Consider the following 19,853-nt stretch of genomic DNA (forward strand, 5'->3'; position numbering starts at 1 on the left):
AGGCAGAGTGATGAGCGAATATAAATTTAAAGAAGTTATGAGCAAACCGGAACGTCTGGCTCCGGGACACAGAATGTGTGCAGGATGTGGCGCAACCATCGCAGTTCGTGCCGTACTTCGTGCACTTCATGAGGGAGATCAGGCCGTGATCGGTAATGCAACCGGATGTCTGGAAGTTTCTTCCTTCATGTATCCATATACCGCATGGGAAGACAGTTATATCCACAATGCATTTGAAAATGCAGGTGCTACCTTAAGTGGTGTTGAAACAGCATACAAAGCACTGAAAAAACGTGGCCGTCTGCCGGAAGATGCCACATTCAAATTCATTACCTTCGGTGGTGACGGTGGTACATATGATATCGGTTTCCAGTCCCTTTCCGGAGCAATGGAGCGTAATCACGACATGGTATACGTCTGCTACGATAATGGTGCATACATGAACACAGGTATTCAGCGTTCTTCCGCAACACCAATGTATGCAGATACTACAACTACACCGGTTGGAACACAGTCCAACGGTAAAATGCAGAACAGAAAAGATCTGGCATCTATTATCGCAGATCATGATGTTCCGTATGTTGGTCAGACAACGATGATCGGTAATTTCTCCGATCTTCACAAAAAAGCAGAGAAAGCCATCTACACAGAGGGTGCTGCTTTCTTAAATATCATGACTCCATGTCCGCGTGGATGGCGTTATGATACTGCAGATATCATGAAAATCTGTAAACTTGCAGTTGAGACATGTTACTGGCCGATGTTTGAGGTAGAGCATGGCAAATGGCGCTTAACATACGAGCCAAAGAAAAAACTGCCGATCGAGGACTTCTTACGCGAGCAGGGCAGATTCAAACATCTGTTCAAACCGGGCAATGAAGATCTGATTGCACAGTTCCAGGATGAGGTTGACCGTCGTTGGGAAGAACTGCAGTACAAATGTGCACGATAATCCGGGAGGAATAAATATATGACTTTGTTATCCTATCAGGTATTTCAGACAGTGGTGGGACAGGGAAGTTTTCAGAAGGCGGCAGAGATTTTAAATCTGACGCCTTCTGCTGTCAGTCATGCGATTGCATCGATGGAGCAGGAACTGGGATTTTCCCTGTTTACGAGAAATAAGGCAGGGGTAGCCCTGACCAACTATGGAGAACATCTGCTTCCATATGTGAATGCGGTGTTAAACAGTGACGAAAGCCTGCAGCAGGCAATTGCGGGACTGAACGGACTGAAAATGGGAAATGTAAAAGTGGGCTGTTTTTCCAGCGTATGCACAAACTGGATGACAGACATCATTCATTCCTTTCATCAGCGTTACCCGGACATTAATATCGAACTGTATCAGGGAACCTATGCGGACGTGTCTTACTGGATCAAAAACGGCATTGTAGACATCGGTTTTCTGTCCCTGTCCTCTGCGGGAGACTTGCCAATCGAGCCACTGTACCGAGATCCTCTGCTCTGCGTTGTTCCAAAAGGCTATCGCAAACGGGAAGATACTCCATACATGACACCAGATGAAATGAAAGACGAAGTCTTTGTCTCACAGATGGAGACCACCGATGCGGATATTGCAATTTTTATGAAACAGAACGGACTTGGAAACGTGCGGATGGACTACCACGTTGTAGATGATCTGTCCACCATCGCACTGGTGGCCGCAGGACTTGGCATCTGCATCATGCCAGAACTGGTCATGAACGACATTCCATACGCAGTAGACCGTTATCCGATGATGCCGGAAGCATACCGTGTCATTGGAATTTCGGCATTAAACCCGAATTTCCTTGCACCGGCAGTGAAAATGCTGTATCAGCATGTGATTGAGAAATATAAAATGGTTGAGAGTGACTAAACGGAAATTTAAAAGTTTGACAATCCTTGTGCTGTGGTTGAATTGCACAAAAAGAGTGCCAAAATATGAGAAAATTCGCCAGATTACATAAATTAACAAAAATTTAAGAAATTTTATTGACTTTTTATTACGATGAGGGTAATATTACAGTCATCAAAGGCAAAGGTGCTGAGGAGAATAAGCTTCCGGTGCCTTTTTCTATTTTCCGGGATATTTATTTTTGGATGACAGATAACTGAACTTGCGAACAACAGTTACCTGTTTTCCAAAATAAAATGACCGGACAATAGAAAAACTCTGATAGCGACACAATGGAGTGTCATCTGCAGGCTAGCGGCAGATGATGCTCCTTTTTTGTTTGACAGAAAAGGTTTCAAAACTTTTTCTGAGTGTCGTTTTAAAATATGGTTCGACAGAACCAAAAACCAGGAGGTAAGTTATGACGCAGGAGATTATGACTTTTATTAGTGACAACATATTTGGTGTCTGGTTTCTGATAGGTGCCGCATTGGTATTCTGGATGCAGGCAGGTTTCGCAATGGTGGAAGCAGGTTTCACCAGAGCAAAAAACACCGGTAACATTTTGATGAAGAATTTGATGGACTTTTGTATTGGTACTGTAATGTTCATCCTGATTGGTTTTTCCTTCTTACTTGGCGAAGATGTGTTAGGGTTTATCGGAAAACCGGGATTTGATCTTTTCTCATCCTACAGCAATTTCAGTTTTTCAAGTTTCGTATTTAACTTAGTATTCTGTGCTACTACAGCAACCATCGTTTCCGGTGCTATGGCAGAGAGAACAAAATTTTTATCCTATTGTATTTATTCCGGAGTTATCTCCGCATTGATCTACCCGATCGAAGCTCACTGGATCTGGGGCGGCGGCTGGTTAGCACAGCTTGGCTTCCATGATTTCGCAGGATCCTGTGCAATTCATATGGTTGGTGGTGTCAGCGCACTGATTGGTGCATGGCTCCTTGGACCACGTATCGGTAAATTTACAAAAGACGAGAATGGCAAAATCAGAAAAGTAAACGCGATTCCTGGACATAACCTTGCACTTGGCTGCCTTGGATGTTTTATTCTCTGGTTTGGCTGGTATGGTTTCAACGGTGCAGCAGCAACAAGTATTGAGCAGTTAGGTTCTATTTTCCTTACAACAACCATTTCACCGGCAGTTGCAACTGTTGTTTGTATGATATTTACATGGTTAAAATATGGCAAACCTGATGTTTCCATGTGTTTGAATGCTTCTCTGGCAGGTCTGGTAGCAATCACAGCACCTTGTGATGTTACAGATGCAGCAGGTGCCATTGTAATTGGTGCTGTTGCAGGTTTATTAGTAGTATTTGGTGTATGGCTTCTTGATTATAAGTTACATGTAGATGATCCGGTTGGTGCGGTCGCAGTTCACTTTATGAATGGTATCTGGGGTACTTTCGCAGTAGGTCTTTTTGCTACAAACACAGCTCCGGGTTATGCAATCGCAGATAAAAATGGAAATGAACTTGTCGGCCTCTTCTATGGCGGCGGTGTTAAATTATTAGGTCTGCAGTGCCTTGGTATCATTACCGTTCTGGCATGGGCAGCAGTTACCATTACAATCACATTCCTTGTAATCCGTGCAACCATTGGTCTTCGTGTTACAGAAGAAGAGGAAATCATCGGTCTGGATCAGACAGAACATGGTCTGGCAAGTGCTTATGCAGACTTTGCATTAACATCCAGCATCAACAACTTCTCCTCTGCAACTCCGGTCAAACTTCCGGAAAATGCAGTACCAATGGACGAGGCAGTTCCGGTACAGGTTCGTACTCCGGATCCGTCTATCGCAACTGGCAGTGATGTAAGCATTACAAAGATTACAATCTATGCAAAACAGAGCAGATTCGATGCCCTCAACGAGGCAATGGCAGCCATTGGTATCAATGGTATGACCGTTACAAACGTCCTTGGTTGTGGCGCTCAGCACGGCAGAACAAGCAAATATCGTGGTGTTACTATGGATATGAACTTACTGCCTAAGATTCAGGTTGATATCGTAGTAAGTAAAGTTTCTCCTAGAACTGTTATTGAAGCTGCTAAGAAAGCACTGTATACCGGTCATATCGGTGATGGTAAGATCTTCGTATACAACGTAGAAAATGCAATCAAGATCAGTACCGGTGCAGAAGGTTACGATGCACTTCAGGACTAACTGTAAAAGGCAATAGTAGTAATAATAAGCTGATACAATTTCAGTAATTTAGTAATTCTTCAAAATCCTTATATAAAACCTTAACGAAAAAGCAGATGCTTCGGATTTTTGTCTGGAACATCTGTTTTTTTATCGTAGATCTAAATTTTATCATGAATCAAAAGTTCAAGCAGACGATGTGCAGCCATGCTCATAGGATGAGTCTGATCATACACAATGCTGACCTGGCGGGTAGGAAGTGCCTCTCTCAATTTCAAAGAAACTACAGAATTGTTCTGTAATGCATCCGTAACCATTGGCTCAGGAAGAAAAGCAAGTCCAAGCTCATTTTTGACCAGGGGAAGAATCTGATCTGTCGTGGCCGTTTCAATATCCGGGACCAGACGCAGACCATGAGAGAAAAAAAGCTCATCATAAAAATGCCGGGTAGCAGTATTCACCCCCAGACAGATAAATGGATAGTTTTTCAATTCAGAAATCGATAAAATTTTTTGCTGAAGAGGACGGAAGGTAGTTCCTCCGACAAGGATATCCTGAAAAGGCTGCAAATTTACCTGAATCAGCGGTGAAGTAACGGTCAATGGAGTTGTCACAACTGCGAAATCAATTTCACCGCTTTTGAGAGATTGAATAGCCTGCGGTGTAGAATGATTTGCAATTTTTAGCCGTACTTTTGGATAATCTATATGAAACTGACGTAATCGATGCAGAAGATAGATATTCAAAGCGATTTCACTGGCACCGATTGAAATGCTGCCATATTCCAGACTTGCACTTTTCGTCAGTTCATCTTCCGCAGCCTGCAATTGTGTCATGGCAGCCGATACACGTACATAAAGCTGCTGGCCTTCCGGTGTCAACTGTACGCCTCGGTTGGTGCGCACAAATAATGTGCACTGGATTTCCTGCTCCAGAGCATTCATGGCCCGCGTAATATTTGGCTGACTGTTGTGGAGTGCATGTGCTGCTTTCGTAAAATTACAGTATCTGGCTACATAATAAAAAATTTTGTAATATTCAAAATTTACATTCATAATGAAATCTCCTGTAAAAATGATAGTTGATGACGGAAACAGATATATCAAAATATTATAATAAGCATGTCAATAATATCTTTTACTGATTGCTGATTTCCTATTATAATCGACTTGAATAGAAAAAACAACTGTCATAAAAAATGAATAGGAGATGATTGTATGTCACTTGTTTTACCAAGAGAAGAGGAAGTTGAGAAAATGTTTTCACGCATTCTGGCATCCAGGGATGCATGTGAACGTCTCAGTGAGACATTTTATAACCATCTGTGTGATGATAATCGTTTTATAGATTCTGATCCGGGACATTTTGCAGAAGTTATGTTAAAAGCATATGAAAATGGTGATGTCAGTGCGGTTCTGCTGGAATTGTGTAATCGCAGCATGTTTGATCTGCTGAAGGAAGCTTATCTGATTCCAAAGAGATTTCATGGAAAAACAGGGGAAAATCCGGTTCTGTTGACAGATATCAATGGAAAAGTATTGAATACAAAGCAATCCGTTGTTTCCAGACATGAATATAAGAAATTTCTGGAAATCTATCAGGCGCATGTGGCAGCTCCACGTTCGAAACTATATCTGGCAGACGGATATGATATGGTCAGGTACTATACGGAACATATGAATATCGAGGAAAAAAAGGAAAAAAGGGAACGGGGTATCCTGATTTTATATGCTATGCCAGATACGAAAAAATTACATCTTTCCGAGGCTCAGGCTTATGATGTGGTCTGGAATACTTTTCAAGAGATTCAGAAAGCAGCGTATTCTGCAATTGTTTATTATGGACAGGAAACCGGAAGTAAGGCTGGAAAATCTTTTGATGAACTTGGGGTATTGTTACCTATCCATCAGTTTGAAAACAGAATGCTTCAGCATTTAAGTATGATCGACGGACTTGTGCTGTCTTGCAGAGAACAGATGATACGGGTAGCTGGTGCGGACAGTCTGGATTTGTAATCAGATAACAGTGTTTTACTTCTATAAGTGGTGAGTAATAACAAATTTATCTCAGTGGGAGTGCATTGTATGTGGACATTCAATGATCAGAGTATTGTAAAAAAGAATCATATGGATATTTTATGGCACAAATATGCGGATAAATCCGAAGAAAAAACGATTGTCGACGCTGACCTTCCGGCTAAGGCATCTGTCGTTGGGAGAGTTGGACTTATGATGTTGTCATGTGGGACAGGTGCCTGGCGTGTGCGCAGTTCCATGAATGAGCTGTTGGCTTTGCTGGATATGACATGTACCGTGGATATCGGACTGATGTCAATCAATTATACCTGTTTTGATGGAAATGATGCATTCAGTCAGTCGTTATGCCTGACGAATACGGGGGTAAATACATCGAAACTGAACCGCTTGGAAAAGTTTGTGATGCATTTTAAAGAACGGGAAATTACAAAAAGCTGTGAAGAAATACATACGATACTTGATAAGATAGAAGAAATACATGGATTGTATTCACCTGTTACACTGGCAGTCGCAGCAGCATTGGCCTGTGCCTGTTTTACATTTCTGCTTGGCGGTGGCCCCATTGAGATGCTGTGTGCTTTTGCCGGTGCAGGAATTGGCAATTATATCCGGTGTAAGCTTTCGAAACATCATTATACGCTGTTTTTGTGCATTATTGTGTCAATATCAGCAGCATGTCTTTCTTATTCTGTTATGCTGAAATTACTGGAGATCTGCTTTGCTGTAAAAGTGGAGCACGAGGCAGGATATATCTGTGCCATGCTTTTTATCATACCGGGATTCCCTTTTATTACCAGTGGGATTGATCTGGCAAAACTGGATTTGCGATCCGGAATGGAACGGATGATGTATTCCGTTATTATTATATCGGTTGCGACTATGACAGCCTGGGTTCTGGCGATGGTACTGGGGTTAAAACCGCTGTCATTTACTACGATGAGCCTTGGACTCTGGCAGTGGATTGTGTTGCGTATCTGCGCAAGCTTTGGCGGTGTATTCGGATTTTCTGTTATGTTCAACAGTCCATGGAAACTTGCTGTTGCGGCTGGAATAATAGGAGCTGTATCTAATACGCTGCGACTGGAAATGCTGGATATCACTTCTGTCCCGGCGCCGGTGGCTGCATTTGCCGGGGCAGTTGCTGCAGGAGTTCTGGCGTCTGCGTTGAAAAGAATGGTTGGATATCCAAGAATTTCCATTACGGTTCCATCGATTGTAATCATGGTTCCGGGACTGTATCTGTATAAAGCAGTTTATAATCTGGGAAACATGGATCTGTCAGTAGCCTCTTCCTGGTTTGCATCAGCTCTTCTGATTATTTTTGCGTTACCGTTAGGGTTGATATTTGCCAGAATTCTTACAGATAAAACATTTCGTTATTGTACCTGATGATTTTGGTTGGGGAAACATTTCGTTATGGTACCTGATGATTTGGATTAGGAGGAAACATGAAAAAATTACGGATGCATTATTGTTCGAAAAAGCAAATGTCGGAATCGTTTCTGACAGCAGCTTTTCTTTCCGTGTCCGGTGGTTTGCAGGATATGTATACTTATATTTCAAGAGGACATGTATTTGCAAATGCACAAACCGGTAATATTGTGCTGCTCAGCCAGCATATTTTTGCGGGAAACTGGGCAGATGTTATGCGATATCTGATGCCGGTACTGTCTTTTATGTTTGGTGTTGCGGCGGCAACTGAAATTCGTCAGCATTTTCAGAATATAGGCCGAATTCACTGGAGGCAGATTGTCATACTGATAGAAATGAGCATGTTATTTCTGGTTGGATTTTTACCGGGGAAAATGGATCTGGTGGCAAATGCTTTCGTCTCATTTTCCTGTGCCATGCAGGTACAGACGTTTCGTAAAGTTGACAGTTATGCATTTGCAAGCACCATGTGTATTGGAAATATCCGCAGCGGAATGGAAGCACTCTGTGCCTATCGTCAGTCACATAATCGCCAGATTCTGTACAAAGCTTTTCATTATTTTGGAATCATTATTTTATTTGCATTTGGAGCAGGTATTGGCAGTATTCTGATTCCAGTTTTTAACCTGCAAACAATCTGGTTTTCCAGTTTTTTACTGATGGTTGGATTTTTCCTGATGTTTATTCAGGAAAAATAGCCAAAAACGTAGAATATAGTGACGAAATATGTGAAAAAATCATAAAGTGATGGAAATGTGCTGCAAAATATCGTATACTTGGAAAAGTATGAATCAGAATAAAATTTGGCTGAAAAAATACAGGCAGATCCTTTTCAATCTGGAGAATGAGGATCTGGGCAAAGCCAAAAACTGATCAGAAAAAACGTACATTCAAAGTCAAAAATGATTTTGAAAAATGAAAATACTTTTGGAGGAAGCGATGAGCGAGAAAAAAATTCAGGTTACTCTTGGAAATTATAAAGGAGTAGAGGTAAAAAAAGCAGAGATTATCATTACGGAGGAAGAAGTAAAAGCAGAACTGGAGCGTGCAAGACAGTATGCGGTAACGACTCAGGACAAAGACGGTGCAGCGGAACTTGGTGACGAGGCAGTGATCGATTTTGTCGGATATATTGACGGTGAAGCATTTGCAGGTGGAGACGGTACTGATTTTCCGTTAAAACTTGGTTCCAATACATTCATTCCGGGATTTGAAGATCAGTTAGTTGGAGCAAAAAAAGATGATAACGTAGATGTGGTTGTTACATTCCCGGAAGATTATCATGCAGCAGAGTTTGCAGGAAAAGAAGCTACATTCAAAGTTACGGTAAAAGGTGTCCGCAGCAGTTTCCTTCCGGAACTTTCCGATGAAGTAGTTCAGAAAATCTCCCAGTGCAAGACCGTTGCAGAGTTTGAGGAGTTTGTAAGAAAATCCATCCATGATTTCAAACAGAATCAGGCAGATATGGAGAAAGAAAACAAAGTTCTGGAGCAGATCGTAGAGGCTTCTGAAATCGAAGTTCCACAGGAATTCATCGATGAGCGCAAAGAGCAGCTCAAAAATAACCTTCTTGCACAGCTTCGCAATGCAGGAAACACATTTGAGCAGTATTTGCAGTACAACGGATTAACAGAAGAACTGTTTGAGGAGTACGCAGCAAAAGATGCACTTTCTATGTTAAAAGGTCAGGCAGTGTTACAGGAGATCGCAAAAGCAGAGGGATTTTCCTATACAGATGAAGATGTCGATCAGACAATCGCTGCAATGGCAATGTCTTATCAGATGCCGGCAGAGCAGCTGCGTGAGATGATGGGCGAGCGTGGAGTAGCTATGGTTGCTGAGGATATCCTTTCTAAACAGGCACTTGAGTTTATCGTAAAAGAGGCTGTTGAGGCATAAAAATACGGCTGAACTAAAACTATGTAAGTAGTAAATAAAGAGATATATCATGAAAATGGTGTATCTCTTTATTTCATATCTGCCGATTTTGTGATAAGATAGAAAGGATGAAAATCAGAGGGAAGAAATGCGAGGTTAGTATGAAAGATCTGATTATCGTTCGTGGCGGTGGGGATATTGCAACCGGAACGATTTATAAATTGAAAAAATGTGGTTTTTCGGTATTGATACTGGAAATCGCACATCCATCTGCAATCCGCAGAAATGTGGCATTCAGTGAGGCAGTATATGAAGACCATTCCAAAGTAGAGGATATGGAGTGTTTTCTGGCGAAGGATGAAGATGAAGCAGAGCATTTTCTGAAAGAAGATAAGCTGACGATGCTCATTGACCCGAAAGGAAATTGTCTGAAACGTTTTAAACCAGTGGTAGTGGTAGATGCGATTCTTGCAAAAAAGAATCTTGGAACCACACGTGATATGGCACCGATCACAATCGCACTTGGACCGGGCTTTACGGCAGGTCAGGATTGCGATGCTGTCGTTGAAACTATGCGTGGACATAAACTTGGCAGAGTAATCTATGAAGGAAAAGCCATTGCAAATACCAGTGTTCCAGGAATGATCGGCGGCTATGCGGCAGAGCGCGTGATTCATGCTCCGGCGGCAGGAATTCTGCACAATATTGCGAAAATTACGGATATTGTAGAAGAAGGACAACCGATCGCATGGATTGAAGAAACTGACGGAACAAGGACAGAAGTTCCGGCAAGTCTTTCCGGTTTGCTCCGAGGATTGATCCGGGAAGGATATCCGGTGACCAAAGGATTTAAGATGGCGGACATTGATCCACGATTGAACGAATACGAAAATTGTTTTACGATTTCTGACAAAGCAAGATGCATTGCAGGCGGTGTTGTGGAAGCGTATTTTGTCTTAAAACAGCAATTAGAAAAATAGGCGTAACATGAGCATACACAGTAATTTTGAAATAGGGCTACCGCAATCCCACTGGCTTTAGACGGTGGGGTAAGGCAGCCGAAAGTGGTGGCTTGTGCTATACTTGAGTTATGGGAAGATGGAAATCAAAAAACAGACACAAGTATTTGTTACAGTATCATATTATTTTCGTATGCAAATATAGAAAGAAATTGCTGATGTCAAAACAGATATCAGATGATATAAAGCAGTTTTCTTATGAGATATGTCAAAAGCATAAAAGCATTATTAGATATATGGAGACAGACAAAGACCATATTCATTATATGATAGAAACAGACCCAACAATGTCTATCAGTAAAATAGTAAATCTGATGAAAAGTTATACAACATATCATATTTGGAAAAGATATCCAAATTATTTACGAAAACATTTCTGGAGAGAACATACTTTTTGGACGGACGGGTATTTTGCATGCAGTGTAGGAAATGTTTCAGAAGAGATGCTGAGAAAATATATAGAAAACCAAGGGTAAAAAGGTGGTGACAGCCAATGATAAAAGCATACAAATATAGGATATATCCTAATAGCGAACAGAGAATGCAGATTGCAAAAACATTTGGCTGCTGCCGTTTTGTGTATAATCAGACACTGGCATACCGGAAAGAAGTATATGAGAAAGAGAAAAAATCAGTTAGTAAAACTGACTGTAACAATTACTGCAACAGACAATTAAAGAAAGACTATGAATGGCTGAAAGAAGTGGATAAATTTGCTCTGACAAATGCGATTTACAATATGGATGCCGCATACCGGAAATTTTTTAAGGAACATGCAGGTTATCCAAAGTTTAAGAGCAAACACGACAATCATAAGTCATATACAACAAATATTACAAATGGTAATATAACAGTAGATTTCGAGAGCAATAGAGTAAAACTGCCAAAATTAAAAGATGTAACAGCAAAACTGCATAGAAATTTTAGTGGGCAGATAAAATCGGCAACGATATCACAGGTTCCGAGTGGAAAATATTATGTATCAATTTTAGTGGAAACAGAACACATGGAACTGCCACATACAAATCAAAATACAGGAATAGATTTAGGTATTAAAGAGTTATGTATTACTTCTGATGGAAAGAAATATAAAAATCCAAAAATCATCAGAAAATACGAAAAGAAACTGATAAAACTGCAAAGACAGTTAGCACACAAAGAAAAAAGAAGCCAAAACTACTACAAAATAAAGAAAAAGATAGCATTATGCCACGAGAAAATAACAAATACCAGAAAAGATTATCTGCACAAGATATCACATGAGATTATCAGCGAAAACCAAGTGATAGTTTCAGAAAATCTGCAGATAAAAAACATGGTAAAAAATCATCATTTGGCAAAAGCCATAAGTGATGTATCATGGTATGAGCTGACAAGACAGTTAGAGTATAAGGCAAAATGGAATGGAAGGAAATACATCAAAATAGATACATTTTATGCCAGCAGTCAAATATGTTCTGTTTGTGGGTATCAGAATACGGAAACAAAAGATTTGTCAGTAAGGAAATGGGAATGTCCGGTTTGTGGAGTAAAGCATGACAGGGATATTAATGCTGCAAAAAATATACTGGCAGAAGGACTAAGACAAATAGCATAAGGAAAAATAATAAATAGGGCAGGGACTGTCCGAATTAACGCCTGTGGAGATAGTAGGGAGCAAAACATCCAGTGGATGTTTGTTCCGCTCCGACCGGAGTGGAACGTAGAAACGAGGTTTATGAAGCAGGAAGCCCATTGGCTTTAGACAATGGGTAGTTCACCAGAACATGCATATCTTATGCTGCCCAAGATCATATACCAAGTCGTATGCATGTTTAATATGAAATAAAAGGTGATACAACAATGTATGTAATCGCAATTGTAGGCGCTGGTGGTAAGACAAGCCGAATCAAAAATCTTACAAAAGAATATGTGCAGCAGGGCAAAAAAGTTCTGGTCACAACGACGACTCATATGGGTCTGGAACAGGGCATGGTTTTATCCGATAATCTGGAAGATATCCGACAACAGTTGGAAAAACAAAACGTTTGTATTTGTGGAAGTCCGGTGAAAGAAGGAAAAATAGCATCGTTACCGAAAGATATTTACGAGCAGGCTTGCCAGCTTGCAGATATTGTTTTGGTAGAGGCAGATGGATCAAAGCATATGCCGATCAAATTTCCGGCAGCGCATGAACCGGTGATCCCGGAAAACGTAAATGAGATTCAGGTGGTCATGGGACTGCATGCCATTGGACATCCCTTTTGCGAGGTGAGCCATCGACTGGAACTGGTAAAACAGTGTCTGGGCGTTTCAGATACGGATCTTGTGACAAAAGCACACCTTGAAAAATTGTATCTGGAAGGCTATCAGAAGCCATTACAGGAAAAATACCCAAATGCAAAAATCGGATTTTTCCCGGCAGACCACAGTCATTTCTTTGATTTGAAACCGTTGGAATTTTACTAAATGACGTTTCTGACGTGAGAGGATTGCGAATATCCATTTGACGTCAAAAGTATCAACATTCTAATAGCGCTAATATCTCATAAAAATCTGTTCAACCAGATCGCTATGAGTATAAGATAAAAATTATAAGTAACATGGAGGATAGATGATATGACAATTCAGGAAAAACTTGCAATTTTGCGAGAAAAAATGAAAGAAAACAACATGGATATCTACATGATTCCAACTGCAGATTTTCACCAGTCAGAATATGTTGGTGAATATTTCAAAGCACGTTCTTATATGAGCGGCTTTACAGGATCTGCTGGAACATTGGTAGTGACCTTGACAGAGGCAGGTCTGTGGACCGACGGTCGTTATTTTATTCAGGCAGAGCAGCAGCTTGCAGGCAGCACCATCACACTGTACCGTATGTCTGAGGAAGGCGTACCTACAGTAAAAGAATTTGTAGAGGATAAACTTCCGCAGGGCGGCGTCATCGGTTTTGATGGAAGAGTCCTTTCCAGTGCGGACGGAGCAGCATATGCAAAAATCGCTGAGAAAAAACAGAGCAGCCTGTCCGTTGCAAAAGATCTGGTAAACGAGATCTGGACAGACAGACCACAGCTTCCGACAGAGAAAGTATGGATCTTAACAGATGAATACAGCGGAGAGACTACCGCTTCCAAATTAGGAAGAATCCGTGAAGTAATGAAAGAGAAAGGGGCACAGGCGCATCTGATCAGCTCTCTGTATGACATTGCATGGATCTTAAACCTGCGTGGAAACGACATTTCCCACGTTCCGGTATTTTTATCTTTCCTGTTGATCGAGGAAGATGCATGCAAATTGTTTATTCATGCGGAGACACTGACTGATGAAGTTCGTGCTTATCTGGCAGACAACGACATTACGGTTTGTGCTTATGATGAGATTTATGATGCAGCAGAAAAAATTGCAGCAGACAAAGTAATGCTGATGGACGAGCACACCATCAACTACCGCATCCGCATGGCACTTCCGGAAGGCTTAAAAGTTGTAGATAATCTGAACCCATCTGAGCGCATGAAAGCCATCAAAAATGAGACAGAGTTAAAAAATACAAGAATCGCACATTTAAAAGACGGTGTGGCTGTGACAAAATTCATGTACTGGTTAAAGACACATGTCGGAAAAGAATATATCACAGAGTATACCGCAGGAAAATATCTGGACAGCTTACGAGCTGAACAGGAACACTTCCTGGATCTGAGTTTTGACAACATCAGTGCTTACGGCGCAAATGCAGCCATGATGCACTATTCCGCAAAAGAAGAAACAGCAGCGGAATTAAAACCAGAAGGATTTTTACTGGTGGATTCCGGCGGACATTATTATGAGGGAACCACAGACATTACAAGAACCTTTGTCCTTGGACCTCTGACTGACAAACAGAAACTGCATTTTACAACTGTTTGCAGATCCAACCTGAATTTGGCAGATGCTAAATTCCTGTACGGATGCAGCGGATTAAACCTAGATATTTTAAGCCGTGGACCGTTATGGCAGATGGGTATTGATTACAAATGCGGAACCGGTCATGGTGTCGGACATATCCTGAACGTACATGAGGGACCAAACGGATTCCGCTGGAGAGTTGTTGCAGAGCGTAATGACAGCGGCAGACTGGAAGAGGGTATGATAACTACTGACGAGCCGGGTGTATATCTGGAAGGCGAGTACGGTATCCGTACCGAGAACGAGCTGATCTGTGTGAAAGCAGAGAAAAACGAGTATGGTCAGTTTATGAAGTTTGAAAATATTACTTATGCACCGATCGATCTGGACGGAATTATTCCGGAGGAAATGACCGGACGTGAGAAAAAACTGCTGAATGCATACCACAGAAGGGTATGGGAGAAAATATCTCCGTATCTGAATGACGATGAGCGCGAGTGGCTCAAAGAGTACACAAGGGAGATTTAGCATGAGTGAAAAAATCGTACTGATTGATGGACACAGTATTTTAAACCGTGCCTTTTTCGGAGTTCCACCATTGACGAACTCCGAAGGGCTGCATACCAATGCGGTGTATGGATTTTTAAATATTATGTTCAAGATTCTGGATGAGGAAAAACCGGATTATCTGACGGTGGCATTTGACCGTAGCGAGCCGACCTTCCGCCATCAGATGTTTGATGCCTACAAGGGAACGAGAAAACCGATGGCGCAGGAACTGCGGGAGCAGGTGCCTGTCATGAAAGAAGTTTTGCAGGCTATGGGAATCACGATTGTGGAAAAACCGGGTTATGAAGCGGATGATCTGCTTGGAACCATTGCCGGGATGGCAGAAGCACAGGGCATGGATGTCAGCATTATTTCCGGTGACCGTGATTTGCTTCAACTGGCGACAGATAAGGTAAAAATTCGGATTCCGAAAACAAAACGAACCGGTACGGAGATTGAAGATTATTATGCGGCAGATGTGGTGGAGCGTTATCAGGTGACTCCGAAAGAATTTATTGATGTCAAGGCACTGATGGGTGACAGCTCTGATAATATTCCGGGTGTTCCGGGTATCGGAGAGAAGACCGCCACCAATCTGATTGTTGCTTATAAAAGCATTGAAAACGCCTATGCGCATCTGGAAGAGATCTCACCGAAACGTGCGAAAACTAATCTGGAAGAGCACTACGATATGGCGCAGATGAGCAAGACACTGGCTACCATCGAAGTGCATGCACCGATCGAATTTGACATGGAAGCGGCAAAACTGACGGATCTGTACACACCGGAAGCGTATGTATATATGAAGCGTCTGGAGTTCAAAAACATGCTGACCCGTTTTTCAGACGATATGTCACAGAACGATCTGGAAAAATATTTCCATGTGTATCATGAACTGGACGAGATCCAGAACTTTTTTGACGAATTTTCTGCGAAAGAGGCAGCAGTATCTTTCTTTGAAGATGCGGGAACAGTGTATGGTCTGGCAGTGGCAGAAAGCAATCAGAACGTTGCCTATCTGACCTGCGGTGGATTTGTGACAGAAGGCTATCTGGAAGAACAGACACAGAAACTTTGTGACGGACTGGATACTTTGGTGACACCGGATTTGAAAGGGCTGTTAAAACATGTCCGCGTGACAGAGACAAAAAACTGCATCGATACCACAATTGCGGCATATTTGCTGAATCCGTTAAAAAACGAATATACTTACGATGACCTTGCAAAGGATATTTTGGGACAGATGGTACCGTCTCAGGTCGATCTGCTTGGAAAATTGAAGATTAAAAAAGCGGCAGATGAGAAGCCGGAAGCATTGGAATTACTGGCTTGCTATCAGGCGTATACCTGTATCGTGGTAAAAGACCAGTTATTGGAACAGTTAGAAGAACACGGCATGAAAAAGCTGTACGATGAGATCGAGATGCCGCTGGTATTTGTGCTGGCAGATATGGAAAAGGAAGGTGTCCGCGCAGAAAAGGCAGAGCTGGAAAGCTACGGCGCACAGCTTACCGGAAGGATCGCGGAACTGGAGACTTCCATTTATGAAAAAGCAGGAGAGACTTTTAACATTAATTCTCCGAAACAGCTTGGTGTCATTCTGTTTGAAAAATTGCAGATGCCGAACGGTAAGAAAACGAAAACTGGATATTCCACCGCTGCGGATGTATTGGAGCGTCTGGCACCGGATTATCCGATCGTATCAGAGATTCTGGAGTACCGTCAGCTTACCAAATTGAAATCCACGTATGCGGATGGACTGGCATTGTGTATCGCTCCGGATGGAAGGATTCACAGTACTTTTAACCAGACTATTACAGCAACTGGACGTATCAGCAGTACGGAGCCGAACTTGCAGAATATTCCAATTCGTATGGAACTTGGCAGACTGATCCGAAAAGTATTTGTGCCGAAGGATGGTTATGTATTTATCGATGCGGATTATTCCCAGATTGAGTTACGTGTGTTGGCGCATATGTCCGGAGATCAGAACCTGATCGCGGCTTATCAGCATGCGGAGGATATTCACAGGATCACCGCTTCTCAGGTATTCCATACGCCGTTAGAAGAAGTAACAGATCTTCAGAGAAGAAATGCAAAAGCGGTAAACTTCGGTATTGTGTATGGTATCAGTTCTTTTGGACTGAGCCAGGATCTGAGTATCACACGAAAAGAAGCGGAAGGCTATATCGCAAGTTATTTTGAGACCTATCCGGGTATCAAGACATTCCTTGACCGTCTGGTGACCGATGCGAAGGAAAAAGGCTATGCGGAGACGATGTTTGGCAGACGCAGACCGGTTCCGGAGCTGTCCTCCAGCAACTTCATGCAGCGTTCCTTCGGTGAACGTATTGCCATGAACTCTCCGATTCAGGGAACCGCAGCGGATATTATCAAGATTGCCATGATTCGGGTAAAACAGCGTCTGGATCGGGAACAGTTAAAATCTAAGCTGATCCTGCAGGTGCACGATGAACTTCTGATCGAGGCAGCAGCGGACGAAGAGGAATATGTAAAAACGCTTCTGGCTGAGGAAATGCGTCATGCGGCAGATTTGGCGGTAACGCTGGAAGTCGATGTGCAGTCCGGTAAAAACTGGTTCGAAGCACACTAAATTAGAAATGTGAAAAAATGATCCTGTTGAAAATAATGGGGAGAATCGCAGAAACAGGAAGAATATTATGGGTATTTTTCAATGGATGCGAGAATCAATATTTTATCTCAGTCGAGAAGACTCCCACTTCTGCAAGTGGTGAGTAATAACAAGCCTTTCTCAGTGGGAGTACAATCTCCGACTGAGATAAACGCTCCGTGGGGGCGCACATTGTCTGGGAGACAATGGTTTTGCGCCGACCGGAACGAAGTGTAGATGTGCAGTGATTCTGAGAAGAATATGTCAGCTTTCGCTGACCAGAATCACGCACCAAGTCTCACGTGCGTTCGACTTGAATTGCAGGACTCATTTTTCAGAAAGGAAATATTCAGAGTTGCTGTGTCAAAAAATGATGCGGACAACTCTGAATCAACATATAGTGATATGCATTTTATAGGAATTACAGGCGGAGTTGGCGCCGGAAAAACAGCGATTCTGACCTATCTTGAGAGTAATTACTCATGCCGTGTCATGCTGGCAGATGAAATTGCCCATGATTTGATGGAGCCGGGCACAGACTGCTACCGAAAACTGCAGGAACTTTTTGCAGAGGATCAGGTGTTTGAGGCAGACGGACAGATTGACCGGAAAAAGATGGCACAGGTGCTGTTTTCCGATGAAAAGAAACGGTTTGCATTAAATGATATCGTGCATCCGGAGGTAAAACAGTATGTCATTGATGAGATGAACCGTGAGCGTGCGGCACAGACACACGAAGTGCTGATTCTGGAAGCAGCATTGCTGATTGAAGAACATTATGATGAAATCTGTGACGAACTGTGGTATATTTATACCTCTGAGGAAAACCGGAGAGAGCGGTTGAAGTTAAACCGCGGGTATTCCGATGAAAAAATTGATAACATTTTTGCCAGTCAGCTTCCGGAAAGTACTTATCGGGAAGTATGCAAGGCAGAAATTGATAACAATCATCTGCCGGAAGATGCTTTTTGCCAGATTGATGAGTTGATGAAAGCACGTCAGGTAGAAAAAACGCAGGGATGATCCTGTGATACAAAGAAGTGTATATTTTTTGATAGAAAAATGTACAGAATCGTTAGACAACGGAGGAATAAATGGAATTATGTAGTATAGCAAGCGGCAGCAGCGGAAACTGTATTTACGCAGGCGCGGATCACTGCCATGTCCTTGTGGATGCCGGAATCAGCGGTAAGCGGATTGAAGCCGGGCTCAATGAGATTGGACTGAAAACGGCTGAGATGGACGGAATTCTTGTGACCCATGAGCATTCCGATCATATCAAAAGCCTTGGGGTTCTGGCACGGAAATACGGGCTTCCCATGTATGCCACCCAGGGAACTATTGATGCCATCAAAGAAAAGTCATCCATTGGAAAAGTGGACGAATCCCTGTTTCAGGTGATCCACCCGGAGGAGGATTTTACCATCGGAGATATGCGGATTTCCCCGGTGCCGACATCCCATGATGCGGCAGAACCGGTGGCTTATATGATGTATCAGGGGGATAAATCCATGGGAATTATCACAGATCTTGGAAAATATGATGATTATATTGTAGACAAATTGCAAGGATTGGATGTATTATTGTTAGAAGCCAATCACGATGTACATATGCTGCAGGCGGGTACTTATCCGTATCAGTTGAAACGGAGAATCCTTGGTGATCGCGGACATTTATCAAATGAGTTGTCCGGGCAGCTGCTTGGCAAGGTATTGCATGATGGTTTTAAAAAAGTGATTTTAGGTCATTTGAGCAAAGAGAATAATTATCCACAGCTTGCATGGGAGACTGTACGACTGGAAGTGACCATGGGAGAAAATCCATACAAGGGCAGTGATTTTCCAATGGTGGTTGCCAAACGGGATGAGGTTTCTGAATTAGTGACGATTTAATGTTACTTTTTCGTGCATCACGGGTATCCATGTAAAGTACATATTTGCAAGATGAGAATTGCATAGAGGATGATCAGTATAAGCTTTGTGGCCGCAATTTTGAGAGAGGAGAGCGCATATGCGCGAAAACACAATGGAAAAGACAACAGACAGAACAATTATCACAGTAGTAGGAAAAGATACCGTAGGTATTATTGCAAAAGTATGTACCTACCTTGCAAGTAACAGTATTAACGTACTTGACATTTCACAGACAATTGTACAGGATTTCTTTAATATGATGATGATCGTGGATATGAGTACCTCCGCAAAACCATTTGCAGACTGCGTAAAAGAATTAGAGCAGATCGGCGAAGAAATTGGCGTAAAGATCAAATGCCAGAGAGAAGAAATTTTTGATATGATGCACCGTATCTAAAAATATTGGATAAGTGACATTGTTAAACGAAACAACGGGAAAATGAATGAAAACGCGAGAAATCCTGTTGTTTTCAAAAAGAGATTCAGCACTGGAAAAA

General features: G+C 42.1%; 17 protein-coding genes. 16 read left to right on the forward strand and 1 reads right to left on the reverse strand.

Annotated elements, in window-relative coordinates; translation table 11 throughout:
• Window positions 1-10 precede the first annotated feature (10 nt).
• From DXB15_RS02955 to DXB15_RS02965, 3 genes are all read left to right on the forward strand, one after another.
• Entirely contained in the window at window positions 11-952 is a 942-nt protein-coding gene (locus DXB15_RS02955) for a thiamine pyrophosphate-dependent enzyme (protein ID WP_118701976.1), read from the forward strand.
• A gap of 18 nt (window positions 953-970) precedes the next feature.
• Entirely contained in the window at window positions 971-1,858 is an 888-nt protein-coding gene (locus DXB15_RS02960) for a LysR family transcriptional regulator (RefSeq protein ID WP_118701977.1), read from the forward strand.
• Between the two features lie 439 nt (window positions 1,859-2,297).
• Window positions 2,298-4,055, forward strand: a complete 1,758-nt coding sequence (locus tag DXB15_RS02965) for an ammonium transporter (protein ID WP_109214712.1) — start codon at window positions 2,298-2,300, stop codon at window positions 4,053-4,055.
• A 140-nt stretch (window positions 4,056-4,195) separates the two neighbouring features.
• Here DXB15_RS02965 and DXB15_RS02970 read toward each other — a convergent pair whose 3' ends face one another.
• Window positions 4,196-5,089 carry a LysR family transcriptional regulator gene (locus DXB15_RS02970; protein WP_021737659.1) on the reverse strand — a complete coding sequence of 298 codons (894 nt, stop codon included), beginning with the start codon at window positions 5,087-5,089 and terminating at the stop codon, window positions 4,196-4,198.
• 162 nt (window positions 5,090-5,251) lie between these two features.
• Here DXB15_RS02970 and DXB15_RS02975 point away from each other — a divergent pair, with 162 nt between their 5' ends.
• The 13 genes from DXB15_RS02975 (at window position 5,252) to DXB15_RS03035 (ending at window position 19,753) form a co-directional block, all read left to right on the forward strand.
• Window positions 5,252-6,049 (forward strand): DUF4866 domain-containing protein, encoded by a 798-nt coding sequence (locus DXB15_RS02975; protein ID WP_021737660.1) that lies wholly within the window; start codon window positions 5,252-5,254, stop codon window positions 6,047-6,049.
• Between the two features lie 69 nt (window positions 6,050-6,118).
• A complete protein-coding gene (locus DXB15_RS02980) occupies window positions 6,119-7,459 on the forward strand; it encodes a threonine/serine ThrE exporter family protein (protein WP_118701978.1) in 1,341 nt (446 codons plus the stop codon).
• Between the two features lie 59 nt (window positions 7,460-7,518).
• The gene (locus DXB15_RS02985) at window positions 7,519-8,199 is read left to right on the forward strand and encodes a YoaK family protein (RefSeq protein ID WP_021737662.1); all 681 of its coding nucleotides are present in this window, start codon (window positions 7,519-7,521) and stop codon (window positions 8,197-8,199) included.
• A 241-nt stretch (window positions 8,200-8,440) separates the two neighbouring features.
• Complete coding sequence (tig, locus tag DXB15_RS02990) at window positions 8,441-9,400, forward strand: trigger factor (protein ID WP_022035704.1); 960 nt, start codon at window positions 8,441-8,443, stop codon at window positions 9,398-9,400.
• 140 nt (window positions 9,401-9,540) lie between these two features.
• Window positions 9,541-10,359 carry a selenium-dependent molybdenum cofactor biosynthesis protein YqeB gene (gene yqeB, locus DXB15_RS02995; RefSeq protein WP_118701979.1) on the forward strand — a complete coding sequence of 273 codons (819 nt, stop codon included), beginning with the start codon at window positions 9,541-9,543 and terminating at the stop codon, window positions 10,357-10,359.
• Window positions 10,360-10,469: 110 nt separating this feature from the next.
• Window positions 10,470-10,874 carry an IS200/IS605 family transposase gene (tnpA, locus tag DXB15_RS17665; RefSeq protein ID WP_109214716.1) on the forward strand — a complete coding sequence of 135 codons (405 nt, stop codon included), beginning with the start codon at window positions 10,470-10,472 and terminating at the stop codon, window positions 10,872-10,874.
• Window positions 10,875-10,891: 17 nt separating this feature from the next.
• The gene (gene tnpB, locus DXB15_RS03005) at window positions 10,892-11,995 is read left to right on the forward strand and encodes an IS200/IS605 family element RNA-guided endonuclease TnpB (RefSeq protein ID WP_118701980.1); all 1,104 of its coding nucleotides are present in this window, start codon (window positions 10,892-10,894) and stop codon (window positions 11,993-11,995) included.
• A gap of 245 nt (window positions 11,996-12,240) precedes the next feature.
• A complete protein-coding gene (gene yqeC / locus DXB15_RS03010) occupies window positions 12,241-12,846 on the forward strand; it encodes a selenium cofactor biosynthesis protein YqeC (RefSeq protein ID WP_109214718.1) in 606 nt (201 codons plus the stop codon).
• A gap of 150 nt (window positions 12,847-12,996) precedes the next feature.
• Window positions 12,997-14,790, forward strand: coding sequence for an aminopeptidase P family protein (locus DXB15_RS03015; protein WP_109214719.1), 1,794 nt, complete (start codon window positions 12,997-12,999; stop codon window positions 14,788-14,790).
• Between the two features lies 1 nt (window position 14,791).
• Entirely contained in the window at window positions 14,792-17,425 is a 2,634-nt protein-coding gene (polA, locus tag DXB15_RS03020; RefSeq protein WP_118701981.1) for a DNA polymerase I, read from the forward strand.
• A 378-nt stretch (window positions 17,426-17,803) separates the two neighbouring features.
• Window positions 17,804-18,466, forward strand: a complete 663-nt coding sequence (coaE, locus tag DXB15_RS03025) for a dephospho-CoA kinase (RefSeq protein ID WP_330427450.1) — start codon at window positions 17,804-17,806, stop codon at window positions 18,464-18,466.
• Window positions 18,467-18,537: 71 nt separating this feature from the next.
• A complete protein-coding gene (locus tag DXB15_RS03030) occupies window positions 18,538-19,335 on the forward strand; it encodes an MBL fold metallo-hydrolase (RefSeq protein ID WP_118701982.1) in 798 nt (265 codons plus the stop codon).
• 133 nt (window positions 19,336-19,468) lie between these two features.
• Window positions 19,469-19,753, forward strand: coding sequence for an ACT domain-containing protein (locus DXB15_RS03035; protein WP_109214737.1), 285 nt, complete (start codon window positions 19,469-19,471; stop codon window positions 19,751-19,753).
• Window positions 19,754-19,853 lie beyond the last annotated feature (100 nt).

Origin of the sequence: Roseburia sp. OM02-15, assembly GCF_003481835.1 — a bacterium.
Taxonomy (GTDB): domain Bacteria; phylum Bacillota; class Clostridia; order Lachnospirales; family Lachnospiraceae; genus Eubacterium_I; species Eubacterium_I ramulus_A.